Raw genomic sequence first — 12,340 nt, 5'->3', positions numbered from 1 at the left:
CAGTGATGATCGCGTCTGAACGGATCGAGAGGAGAATCCATGCCCAGCGTCATCGGCATCGACATCGCCAAACACACCTTTGACCTCGCCACCCTGCAACCCAACGGCAAGTACCGCACCAAGGCCAAGCTGGCCAACGACAAAGCGGGCTTCGCCGTCTTGCGCGACTGGCTGAACAAACACAGCGAACCCGGAGCCTGGGTCGTGATGGAGGCCACCGGCATCCACCATGAAGCCCTGGCCGAATGGCTGTTGGAGCAAGGCTATCGGGTCTGTGTCCTCAACCCGGCACAAATCGCCCACTACGCCCGTAGTCAGTTGCAGCGGGTGAAGACCGACAAGGTCGACGCCAAGCTGATCGCCGAATACGGCGAGCGCCATCAGGACAGTCTGCGTCCCTGGCAACCCGAGCCCCGTGCCGTGCGGCGTTTGAAAGCCCTGGTACGGCGCCTGGAGGACCTGCGCGAAATCGAGCAGATGGAGCGCAACCGCCTGGAAGTGGCCGATGCCAGCGTCCAGGCCTCGATCCAGTCGGTGCTGGAACATATCGGTCAGGAGATCGAAGAGACCCTCAAGGCGATCGACGACCACATCGACAACGACCCGGATCTGCGCGGCAAGCGCGACCTGCTGACCAGCATTGACGGGATCGCCGACAAGACCGCCGCCCTGCTCCTGGCGGAGCTGGGCGACCCACTGCGCTTTGCCAACAGCCGCGCCGTCACTGCCTTTGCCGGGCTCAATCCGCGGCTGCAGGAGTCCGGGAACCACCGGGGACAGACACGTATCTCCAAGACGGGCTCATCGCGCCTGCGGGCCGGCTTGTTCATGCCCGCGATCAGTGCCCTGACGTACAACGAGGCTGTCAGGGCCCTGAGCGAACGATTGAGGGCGAAGGGCAAGACCGGCAAGCAGATCGTCTGCGCCGCCATGCGCAAGCTGCTGAGCATCGCCTACGGCGTCTTGAAATCAGGCCGGCCATTTGACGCAAAACTGGCCCTTGCTCACTAGAAATCAAGACGGTATCTACGAATTGGCCACGTGACCCGACGCATGCGTCTTGAGCCCGTTTTTAACGCCGCGATGGCAACGCAGGTCGTTTTTCAGCTGCCCCGGGCGGGGCGGGTGGGAATGGCGGAGTGGTAGTGCTCCACGCGATTGCGTCCCTGGTTCTTCGCCTCGTAGAGCGCCTTGTCGGCCAGGGACAGCAGCCGATACAGCTCATGCCCGGCCTGGGACGAGGTGGCGATGCCGATGCTCACGCTGAGCCGGCCAGGGCCGAGGAGGTCGCTTTCGGCGAATTCGCGACGGATGCGCTCGGCCACCAGCGTGGCGGTGGCCGCATCGGCGTCGCTCAGCAGGCAGGCGAACTCCTCGCCACCGATCCGGCCGAACACATCGTGCTTGCGCATGCGTGCCGAGGTCACCGCGCAGAAGCCCATCAGCACCTCGTCGCCGGCCGAATGGCCGAAGGTGTCGTTGAGCCGCTTGAAGTTGTCGAGGTCGCAGAGCAGCAGCGCCACCGACTCCTTGCGCGCCGCGCAGGCCTTGAGCAGCGCCTCGCCGGAGGTCATGAAGGCACGCCGGTTGCCGATGCCGGTGAGCGGGTCGCTGAAGGCGGCGTGCTTGTACTGCAGCTCGGTGCGCTCCTTGACCATCGCCAGGGTGACGAAGGCCATGCCGATGGCGTAGAGCAGCGTCTCGAACACCATCACCGCGAAGAAACCGGTGCTCTGCCCGTCCACCGCGGCCTGGAACGGCACGCCCCGGTCCACCACCAGGCGCACGCCATAGGTGACGAAGTGGATCAGGTGCAGCGCCAGCGCCGGCTTGATGGACACCTGCAGCTCGTGCCGCGCGCGCCACAGCTCCAGGCCGGCGAGCAAGGTGTAGCCCAGGGTCAGCGCCGTGCTGACGAAGACCCGCGCCGGCAGCGATTCATAGAAGGCCGGCACGGTGCAGAGCGCGGCCCAGAGCAGCGGCCCGGCGAGGATGCCCGGCAGGTGCGCGCGGCGCCCGGCGAACACGCGCATGGCCGTCCAGTTCATGGCACAGCTGAACTGCAGGACGATATTGCCGAGGAGGATGGGCACCAGGTCGATGTTCATCCCGCGCAGGCTGCCGAGCACCGTGGCCAGCGCGCCGAGCAGCAGCATCAGGCTCAGGTAGCCGAGGGTGGGCTCGGGGCTGCCCCGGCGCCAGGCGCGGCCCGCCAGCAGGCCGAGGAGCATGAGGATGTAGACGTCGACCAGCACCAGCGTGGGGATGTTCAGCGCCATGACGCCACTCCATGGCGAACGATCGCCGCCCCGGAAAGGGGCGGCGGGCTGGAGTGACGAGCGAGGGCGTGCATGGTGGTACCGGAAAAGGCAGCGAATGAAAATGTGACTTGCGTCGCACTTTACGCGTAACCGTGTGCGCCCGCCACGGCCTGCCGTCGGCCAATGGCCACCGGCCATTCACAGCCGCAGCAGCAACGCCTCCAGGGCCACCTGGGGCTGCAGCTTCCATACCGCGTAGCTGAGCGGGATCATTTCCAGCCCGGCGCGGGCCAGCACCTGGTAGCGCTCCAGGTCGAAGACGTCCTCGCTGGCGCCGGGGTAGCCGATCAGGTCGATGGCCAGCACCCGCTCGCCGCGCTGGCAGAACAGGTCCAGGCAATGCCCGGCCACCGGGTAGCCGGACCAGACGCGCACGCCCTGCGCCTCCAGCGCCGTCGCCACCTGCTGCTGGAAGGCATCCACCGCCTGGCCGCCGCCGTCGCTGCCCTGGCCCTGCTCCAGGCGCTCCAGGTAACGCCGCAACAGGTGGCCGGGGGCGAGCTGCCGCTCGTCGCCGCTGAACAGCAGCATCTGGTGCTCGCGGGCACGAGTGATGGCGACGTTGAACATGTCCTCGCGGTTGAGGTAGTGCGCCGCCTGGGCGCCCGCACCGTCGATGGCGAAGCTGAGGATCATCAGGTCGCGCTCCTCGCCCTGGAAGCCGTAGGGCGTGGCCACGCGCACCCGGAACTGCGCCAGCAACTCGCCCGGCAGGCGCTCGGCGAGCAGGCGCCGCAAGTGCTCCACCTGGTCGCGGAAGGGCGAGAGCAGGCCGACGCTGGGCTTGACCTGGCTGTCGCGGTAGCGGCCGACATGCTCTTCGAGCAGCTCCAGGGCGCGCTGCGCCTCCACCGGGTTGTGCCCGGCCGGCACGCGCTGGCCCTCCAGCCGGTGCAGGCTGAGGCTTTCGGCGGCGAGCTGCTCGGGGCGCTCCTTCATCACCCGGATACGGCCGTTGTAGAAGGCCTCGTTGCTGAAGCGGATCAGCGCCGGACGGCCGCGGAAGTGTTCGTCGAGGAAGGTCAGCGCACGCTGGCTGGCCAGGCGTTCGCCCACCAGGTCGAGCAGGCTGTTGTCGCGGTAGCTCCAGGCCTGCTGGTCGCTCTCCGGCAGCTCGGCACGCTGCAGCAGCTGGCGCTCCTGGGCGCGGGAGAGGAAGGACACGTGGCGCAGCTGGCGGCTGTCGCCGGCCACCACCGCGCGCTTGCAACGCTGCAGGGCCGGCAGCGCGCTGGCGATGTCGCACTGGGTGGCCTCGTCTATCACCAGCACGTCGAACAGCCCCTCGCGCAGCGGCAGCACCTTGTGCAGGTCGTCCAGGCTCACCACCCAGATGGGGAAGGCGGCGAGCAGGTGCGCCGGGTCGAGTTCCTCGAACAGCGACTGCTGGCGCTGCGAGCTGCGCGCGCGGATCGCCTGGTTGTAGCGCACGAAGGTCTGCCGGTCGCTGTCCAGCAGCCGTTGCAGGCGTTCGACCCGCAGGCTCTCGATGTACTGCCGGCTGTGGGCCTCGCGGCGGCGCTGGCAGTCGCGCAGGTCGTCAAGTATCTGCCAGTGGCGCACGCTGCCGCGCACCCGTCGCTCGACCCAGGGCACCTGCAGCCAGCGTTGCCAGAAGGCCAGGGCGCCGCGTTCGGCACGCACCAGCAGGCCGCTCCAGCGCAAGGCCTGGCGGCTGCGCTTGTCGAAGGCCCGGGACAAGGCGGCCTCCTCGTCCAGCAGGTCCTTCAACGCACGCTGCTGGCGCGCCACGGCGCCCTCCTCCAGTGGCGGCAGCTCGCCCTGCAGCAGTTGGTCGAGGCGCGCGCGCAGGGTGCGCAGGAGCGATTGCTCCTCCACCTGCAGCACGCCGTCGCGCAGGTCGAGGTCATCGCGCAACTTGTCGGCGATCACCGTGACCGCCTGCTGGCTGCGGCTGACCAGCAGCACGCTCTCGCCCTGAAGGTGGCGGTCCAGCGCCAGCGCCGCGAGGGTGTAGCTCTTGCCGGTACCGGGCGGCCCGGCGACGAAGCTCAGGGGGTAGCGGGTGGCGTTGGCCAGGGCCTGGCGCTGGGCCAGGCTGAGGGAGGCCGGCAACGCTTCCGGGCGGCTGGGGGTGCCGAGGATCGTGCTCTCCTCGCCGACCGCATCCTCGCCCAGCAACTGCCGCAGTGCCGGCGAATGGCGCTCCGCGCCCTGCAGCAATTGCAGTTCGTGAAGGATGCCGCGGCTGCCGGCACCGCGCTCGGCCAGGGCCACCAGCGCTGCGGCGCGCAGCGACAGGCGTTGCGCAGCCATGGCCTTCTTCAGGGTCGCGGCGCCCTCCAGCACGGGGAAGGCGCTGGCCGGCAGCACTTCGCCGACCACGGTGAAGCGTTGCAGCCAGGCCATCAGGTCGGCCAGGTAGTGATCGTCCAGCGCACCGCTGGGCAGCGGCAGGCTTTCCAGCCCCTGCTCGGCATCGGCCTTGAGCAGCTGGCGCAGCAGGCGGCGGTTGAGCTGGGGCTGGGCGAGGTCGATGGCCAGGCTGGGCGGCGCGCCCTCGCCGAGGCTTTCCAGGCGCGCCTCGAAGTACACCAGCGGCGCGCAGTGGCGCACCGTCCTGCCTTCCGCATCGCTACGCCGGCCGCACACCGGCAGCACGCCGTAGATCAGCTGCAGCTCGCGCTGGTAGAGGTTCTGCTGCTGCAACAGGTGCTCGCCCAGCTCGGCCGACAGCGCGGCGAAGGGCATGGCGCCGCTGGCCAGCTCCTCGCGCCCGTCCAGCCAGCCCCAGCGCTCGGCCTTGAAGGTGCTGACATCGTCCAGTTGCAGTTCGCGGCTATCGGCCTGGTAGCAGGCGCGGTAGAAGGACAGGCGTTTCGCGATCGACGGCATGGGGCGTCCCGGGCGGTTTCCAGCGGCGCATTGTGCCGGAATCAGGGGGATGGGCTGAATCGGCGGGTGCGGATTTTGGGGAATGGGTTCACGGTCGGGGCACTTCCGGGGCGGCGCTACGCGCCGCTTGGCGACTGAAGGCGCCCCTACGAAAACGGCGGTGCCGGGCTGATACTCGCGAGACGCCCGGGACTTCGCATCGATGGGTTTCGTGCCTCTACCCATCCTACGAGAGCAGTGCCGCGCCCCGTCAGCGCGGGGCGTAGCGCTTCCAGAGCTCCTCGAACTCCGCCAGGTAGCTGCCCACCAGTTGCGCATTGTCGATCACCAGCAGGTTCTCCTCGTTGCTGGTGCTGGCGCTGCGGGTCCAGTTGAAGCTGCCGTTGAGCAGCAGGCGGCCGTCGAACAGGGCGAACTTGTGGTGCATGTGGAACGGGCTGTCGTCGATGCGCAGCGGCACGCCGGCTTCCAGCAGCTGGCGGATGTCGCTGCCTTCGTCGAACTGTTTCTCGTTGTCGCTGATCACCCGCACCGCGATGCCGCGCTGGTGGCAGGCGAGGATCTCGCTGCTGAGCTGGTCGTCGGAGATGGTGTAGACGCAGATGTCCACGCTCTGCCGCGCCTGGCGCAGCAACTCGCGGATCTTGCGCCGGCATTCCTCGCCGGGGCTGAAGTGGGCGCTGGCGAGGGTGCGCACCGGTGCCGCGCTGACGTCCAGGGTCTTGACCACCTGCTCCAGCCACTTCAGCGCCGGCAGGGTGTTGGCGGGGTCGGCCAGGGCCAGCTCGCGCACCAGGTCGAAGGCGCGGTTGCGCAGGTAGCGCACCTGGTCCGGGCCCAGCTCGCTGCCCAGCTGGCGCAGCTCGTCGCGCTCCTCGTTGCTCAGTTTCAGGTCCAGCAGGCTGTCGCGCAGCTGCTGGTCGAGTCCGTCGAAATCCATGGAGCCTCCCTGTCTTCAGGTTGTGCGGCGCGGCCTGGCCAGGGCGGCATAGAGCCCGCCACAGAGCGCACCGGCGATGTGGTATTCGAATGAAACCCCGGACTGCGGCAGCAGGCCGGAGACCCAGCCGCCGTAGTAGAACAGCACCAGCGCGGCCACCAGGAGGTCGAGCCAGCTGCGCTGGAACCAGGCACGCACCAGCAGCAGCGCCCAGAGGCCGAACAGCCAGCCACTGGCGCCGACGTGCATGCCGGTGCGGCCGAACAGCCAGACCAGCAGGCCGCTGCCGAGGATGATGCTGGCGCTGGCCAGGAGGAAGGCGCGGATGCCGCCGAGCATCGCCAGCCAGCCGAGCACCAGCAGGCCCGGCAGGTTGCTCGCCAGGTGCGCCCAGCTGCCGTGCAGCCAGGGGGCGAAGAGGATGCCGGGCAGCCCGTCCAGGTGCCGGGGCAGCAGGCCCCAGGCGTTCAGGGCCTGCCCGCTGAGGCTGTTGGCGAGCTGCAGCAGGAGCATGAGCCCGGCGATGCCGGCGAGCAGTCGGATGCGCGGGCCGGCCCAGCGGGTCACGACGACTCGCCGCCCGGTGCCTTGCCGGCGCCCATCATCTCGCCGAGCTGGTTGAGCCGGTTGGAGATGTCGGTGATGCGGTGGTGGGTGCGCAGGTCGACGTCGATCTTCTTGTCCATCACCCGGATCAGCGGCAGGAAGCTGTTCTCCAGGCTCGCGGCCAGGCTCTCCAGCACCTCGCGCACGCCCTGCTGGGCCGGGGCGACCACTTCGACCTCCAGGTTGGCCGGCTTCTGCACCAGCTTCTCCAGGGCCGCCAGCAGTTCGCGCCAGGGCACCTGGGCATCGGCCGGGGCCTCCTCCGCTTCGGGCTGGCGGGCCAGGCCGCGCACGCTTTCCACCAGGTCGTTGAGCTGGGCCACCACGCGGCCGCCGACATCGGTGTCGCTGCCGCCCATGGACTTGTTGCGCATGAAGTCGCGCTTGATCTGCGCCCAGCGCTCGGCCTGTTCCGCGCTCTGGTTGCCGCGCAGCTCGGCGAGCTTGAGCAGGTTCTCCTCGGCGCCGGTGGTGAGCAGCTGCGACTCGCCCTGGTAGTGGTCGGCCAAGAGCTGCAGCAGCTCGGCGTCGTTCATCACGGCGGAGATCTTCTCCGCCATCTTGTTCATGTTGCGGTAGCTGCCCTGCAGCTTGAACGGCGGTTCGGTGCGGTACTGGTCGGCCTGGGCGGCGCTGGCGATGTACTGCTGGTTGACCTTGAGCACCACGTCGCGCACCTGCATCAGGCGCTGCAGGGTGGTGGTGATCTCGTTGATCTCGGCGCCGCTGTAGCTGTGGCTCAGCTCGTTGGCGGAGAAGGGCTTGCCCTCGGCGCGGGCCACGAAGCGGTAGACGTCGGCCATGTCGCGGGTGGCCAGCGGCGCCAGCACCGGGTTGGAGGTCAGGCCGTTCTCGATGTAGCTGAGGGCGAAGGCGTCCTGCATGCCGCCCAGGGTGTCGCCGAGGTTATAGATGTCGGCGCGGTTGGCGAGCATGTCGGGGATGCGGAACACATCGCCCGACTCGGTGTAGGGGTTGCCCGACATCACCACGCAGAACTTCTTGCCGCGCATGTCGTAGGTCTTGGTGCGGCCCTTCCACACGCCCTCGATGCGGCGCGTGCCGTCGCAGAGCGAGATGAACTTCTGCAGGAACTCCGGGTGGGTGTGCTGGATGTCGTCGACGTAGAGCATCACGTTGTTGCCCATCTCCAGCGCCAGGTTGAGCTTCTCCAGCTCCTGGCGCGAGGTGGCGTCGGGCGCCTGGCCCGGGTCCAGCGAGCGCACCTCGTGGCCGAGGGCCGGGCCGTTGATCTTCATGAAGATCAGACCGAGGCGGTGCGCCACGTATTCCATGAGCGTGGTCTTGCCGTAGCCGGGCGGCGAGATGAGCATCAGGAGGCCCATCAGGTCGGTGCGCTTGTTCTCCCCGGCGGTGCCCATCTGCTTGGCCAGGTTGTCGCCGATCACGCCCAGGTAGACATCGTTGATCAGCTTGTTGCGCACGAAGGAGCTGAGCGGGCGCGGCTTGAACTCCGCCAGGCGCAGGGCCTCGCGCTCACGGCCGATGACCGCCTGGCGCAGCGCCTGGTAGCGCTGCAGGCCGGGCAGGAAGCCTTCGCGGTGCTCGCGCAGGCGGGCGAAGAAGTCATCCACCGCCAGCTGCAGGCTGCGCTCCTGGATGCGCGGGTGCTCGCCCATCAGGCCGGTGACGACGAAGCGCAGGTCGACCTCGGTGACCCGACGCGGGAAGTCCTCGGCCAGCAGCGACAACGCCACCGCCTCGGGCAGGTAGTCCTGCAATGCGCCGTACTCCGCCTCGGAACACAGGCCACGCAGCCAGTTGCCGGCCAGCGCCCACTGCGCCGCCGGGCGGCCGTCGAGGCGACCGAGCGCCTGCTGGTAGTCGTCCCACATGCGCGCGCCCTGCAGGCGCAGCTTGAGCGCCTCCTGCAGCTGGCGGGCGTACTTGCTGAAGGTGAATTCGATGCGCTCGGCGGCCAGTTCGCTCACCAGGTATTCGGCAGCCTCCTGCACCTCGGCCGGGGCCAGGCCCAGGGGCTCGGTGGCGAGGAAGGCGTCCATGGCGGCGGCGATCTCCGCCTGCAGGTCGAGCAGGCCGTCGCGGCGGCCGAACAGTTGCTGGATATGGCGGCTGGTGCGTGCCCGCTCCGGCCACTGGGCCGGGCCTTCGGCGGCGCGTTGCAGGTCCCAGTAGAGCGCGGCGAAGGCACGCGGCAGCGGCCCGTGGCGCAGCAACCCGGCGCTTTCGCGCAGCGGCAGCAACTGGGTGAGGATGGCGGCGGCATCGTGATCGTGGATGCCCTTCTCGTAGCCTTCCCTGTAGCGCGGTGCGGCGAAGTCGCGGATCACCCGCGCCAGCTCCTCCGGCTGCCCCAGCCATTGCTTGAGGCCGTCGAGGCTGAGGTTCTCCTGCGAGGCGTCGGCGGCGTCGAGCACCTGGCCGGCGAGGTATTCGGCGCGGTACAGGCGTTCGGACTCGGACTCCAGCGACACCTGCCAGAAGGCCTTGAGGGTCTCCAGCTCCGGGTCGCGCAACGGTTCGAGGAAGTCGGTGCCGGTGAGGTGCAGGTAGAGCGCCTCGCCCCGGGGCATCAGGGTCAGGTCCAGCTCCTGGGTGTTGACGCTGAAGCGGTGGCGCGGGCCGAGGCGGATGACGTTGCCGCCCTCCTCGAACAGCTCGCTCTTGTCGCGCAGGGCGCGCACCGCCTGGTCGCGGGCGCCCTTGAGGCGGGCCTCGACGTCGTCGGCCTTGACGCTGTCCTTGAGCTCGCGCAGGCGCTGGGCCAGCTCGCGCAGCTTGAGGATCAGCGGGTCGGCGGCGAAGAAGGCGTTGAGCTCCTCGGCCTGGGTGAATTTGGCGGTGCGCCGGCCGAGGCTCTCAAGGATGCGCCGGGCGGCGTCGAGCAGGCCCTGGGCCTTGCGCTGGCGCTCGTCGAGCAGGGATTGCTTGTGCGCCTCGAAGGTTTCCAGCAGCTCCTCGCGCTTGGCGAGGATGTCGCCGAGGAACTGCTCGTGGTCGCCGAAACGGCTCTCCAGCTCCTCCAGCTGTACCAGCAGGCGCGAGAGCTGCTCGTCGCAGCGCTCGGGGTCCTGGGATTGGGCCAGGGCGCTGGTGATGCCCTGGCCGAAGAGTTTGAACTGGGCACCGAACTGGGCGACGGTCTCGGTGGAGCCGAGCCCCTTGCGGCGCTGCTCGGCACGGGCCTTGGCCTGGTTGAGGCGGGCGTAGATCTCGGAGATGGACTCGATGATGCGGGTGCGCTGGGTGGCGTCGTCGATCTGCAGCGAGGCCATGAGGCTGGAGAGCATGTCGAGGTCGGCGGCCATGGCCTGCAGGGCGGCCAGGGGTGCCGCCAGCTGGGCCACGGTCTCGGCCTTCTGCGCCTCGGCGTCGAGGGTCTCCAGGCGGGTGACGAAGGGCTGCAGGGCCTGCTCGCTGGCGAGGAAGGTCGCGGTGGCGGCGGCAGTCTTCGCCTGGGCCTCGAGCAGCTCGGCCTCCATGGCGTCGATGCGCGCGACATCGATGTAGCGGTAGTCGCGGATGGTCAGCAGCAGGCCGCGCTGGGCGGTGATGCCGTTGAGCGCGTCGACGAAGCTCTGCGCCTGGTCCCAGCTGTCGGGCAGCAGGCCGTCGAGCAGGGCCTTCTGCTTCGCCTCGGCGCCGGCCATGGCCTGGTCGGACTGGCGGCGGATGCTCTCGACCTTCTCGTATTCGTCCAGCACCAGCTCGGACGTGGCGGCCACCTCGCGCAGCAGCGGCGCCAGGCCGTCGAGCTGGTCGCTGCCCAGCCAGTGGTAGACGTCGAACAGGCGGCGGGTGTTCTGGCACAGCAGCGAGTAGCGCTGCACCGAGACGGCGGGCGCGTCGATCTCGCGGCACAGGTCGTAGAGGTCGGAGACGCCGCGCACCAGCTCCGCATTGCCGATGCGCCCGAGGAAGCCGCTGCGGGCCGGCTGGCGAGCGGCGTATTCCTCGGTGCAGAAGGGGGTCTGCCAGACCTGCATCGGGTGGATGCGGGTGGGCTCGTCGCCCTCGGCGGCGAAGATCACCATGCGCCCGTCCTCCAGGCGCGCGTAGCCGTGGCCGAACAGCGGGTTCTGCAGTTGGCGGTTGATCATGTTGTAGGTGAGCAGCACCGCGCGGCCCTGCTCGGGGTGGTAGAAGACGTACTGCACGTCCTCGCCGTTGGGCGAGCGCACGGCGCGCTTGAAGCGCATGCCGTCCATGGACTGCTCGAAGGTCTTGTACTCGCCGCTCTGCAGGTAGTAGCCGCCGGGGAAGATGATGCCGTGGTCTTCAGGCAGCTGGACGCAGGCCAGGCCAATGGCGTCGATGCGCTCGACCTTGCGGGTCAGGCCGTTGAACACCAGGTAGCGCCACTGCTCCTCGCGGTAGGGCAGCACCTTGAGCAGCACCAGGCTGCCGAGGCGGGCGAACTCCACCTGGGCGTCGTCGAGGGACTGGGTCTTGTCGAGCACCTCCTCGCGGTAGATGCCCAGGCCATCCTCGGTGTTGTTCTCCACCTTGATGGTGAGGTCACCGCCGATGGTCTCGACGAACACGGTGTCGAGGATGTTCAGGTGCGGGAAGCGGCCTTCCACCACCATCTCGCGGGTGGCCTTCTTCCATTCGAAGTCGAAGGGCGCCGGCAGGGCGATGTCGCGCTCGCCGCGGTTGTCGATGTAGCGCACCTCGCGGCCATCGGCGGAGATGGACCAGCGGAACACGCGGATGTCGCTGATGCGCTCGCCGATCTGGAAGCTCGCCAGCAGCTTGCCGTCGCGGATGGCCAGCTGCAGCAGGCGGGTGTTCTTGTAGTAGGTGTAGAGCTCGTTGAAGTCGTTGACGAAGCCCTGGGCCGCGAGGAACGAACCCTCCAGCGGCACCGGTTCGGCTTCGTAGCCCTCGCCCTCCTCCACCAGGCGGTAGAGGGAGAACACGTCGGCGACATGGGTTTCCTTGCGCAGCCCGATGAACACGTTGTAGCCGAACAGCAGGCAGTCGCCGACCTGGACGATGTCACGGGCGATGCAGTTGTTCTCGGTGCGGATGCGCACACGGCCGATGACGTCCATGCGGCTGTTGCCGAACTCTTCCAGGCGCTTCTGGTTGAGGGCCTCGGTGGTCTGCCGCAGGCGCTGCCCCTGGTCCTGCAGGCGCTTGTGCAGCACCTCGTAGGCGCCGCCTTCGGCGACGGCCTTGTCCAATACATCCTGTGCGGGGGTTGCGGCGGTGACGTCCGACATCGTGTTCTTCCTGAATCTGCTGGGTCTGCGAGCAAGGCCCCTCAGATGGAGGGGCCGGGCACGCGGGGACGCGGGGCCTGGGCTCAGGCACCGATCTTGCGGGCGACCTCGGCCATCTGCTCGCGCAGGGCGGGGTCGATTTCCTCAGGCCGGACGTGGGCGAGGATTTTCTTCAGTACGCGCTTCTCGTTGTCATCGATTACGCCGTCGCGCTCGGCAATGGCGAGCAGGGCGGCCAGTTCGTGCACGTCCAGGCGGCCGTCGTTGGCGAAGCAGCGGATGGAGCGGAAGGACAGCTCCAGGTAGTCACGGGGTTCCGACATGGCAAGGTTCCTCTTGGTGGGTAGGCGGGCCCGTCCCCTTTTTCAAGGCGGGGCGGACCCTTTGCATGGCATCGGGCCCCGGGA

7 protein-coding genes are annotated in these 12,340 nt (G+C 68.7%); 1 reads left to right on the top strand and 6 read right to left on the bottom strand.

Annotated elements, in window-relative coordinates:
• The first annotated feature begins 39 nt into the window (after window positions 1–39).
• On the top strand, window positions 40–1,011 hold the full coding sequence (locus HSX14_RS07360) for an IS110 family RNA-guided transposase (RefSeq protein ID WP_116858044.1): 972 nt from the start codon (window positions 40–42) through the stop codon (window positions 1,009–1,011).
• A gap of 92 nt (window positions 1,012–1,103) precedes the next feature.
• On the opposite strand, the gene HSX14_RS07355 is transcribed toward HSX14_RS07360, so the two are convergent.
• The 6 genes from HSX14_RS07355 to HSX14_RS07330 form a co-directional block, all read right to left on the bottom strand.
• Window positions 1,104–2,279, bottom strand: coding sequence for a GGDEF domain-containing protein (locus HSX14_RS07355; RefSeq protein ID WP_173178720.1), 1,176 nt, complete (start codon window positions 2,277–2,279; stop codon window positions 1,104–1,106).
• A gap of 180 nt (window positions 2,280–2,459) precedes the next feature.
• Window positions 2,460–5,177, bottom strand: a complete 2,718-nt coding sequence (locus HSX14_RS07350) for an AAA domain-containing protein (protein ID WP_173178721.1) — start codon at window positions 5,175–5,177, stop codon at window positions 2,460–2,462.
• 250 nt (window positions 5,178–5,427) lie between these two features.
• Entirely contained in the window at window positions 5,428–6,117 is a 690-nt protein-coding gene (locus HSX14_RS07345) for a phospholipase D-like domain-containing protein (protein WP_173178722.1), read from the bottom strand.
• Window positions 6,118–6,132: 15 nt separating this feature from the next.
• Window positions 6,133–6,630, bottom strand: a complete 498-nt coding sequence (locus tag HSX14_RS07340; protein ID WP_173178779.1) for a rhomboid family intramembrane serine protease — start codon at window positions 6,628–6,630, stop codon at window positions 6,133–6,135.
• A 50-nt stretch (window positions 6,631–6,680) separates the two neighbouring features.
• Window positions 6,681–11,933, bottom strand: coding sequence for a DNA repair ATPase (locus HSX14_RS07335; protein ID WP_173178723.1), 5,253 nt, complete (start codon window positions 11,931–11,933; stop codon window positions 6,681–6,683).
• A gap of 83 nt (window positions 11,934–12,016) precedes the next feature.
• Window positions 12,017–12,256: a hypothetical protein gene (locus tag HSX14_RS07330; RefSeq protein WP_173178724.1), complete on the bottom strand. Its 240-nt coding sequence runs from the start codon at window positions 12,254–12,256 to the stop codon at window positions 12,017–12,019.
• Window positions 12,257–12,340 lie beyond the last annotated feature (84 nt).

The organism is Pseudomonas tohonis, assembly GCF_012767755.2.
GTDB classification, from domain to species: Bacteria; Pseudomonadota; Gammaproteobacteria; order Pseudomonadales; family Pseudomonadaceae; genus Metapseudomonas; species Metapseudomonas tohonis.
This window is presented reverse-complemented; position numbering and strand designations above follow the sequence as displayed.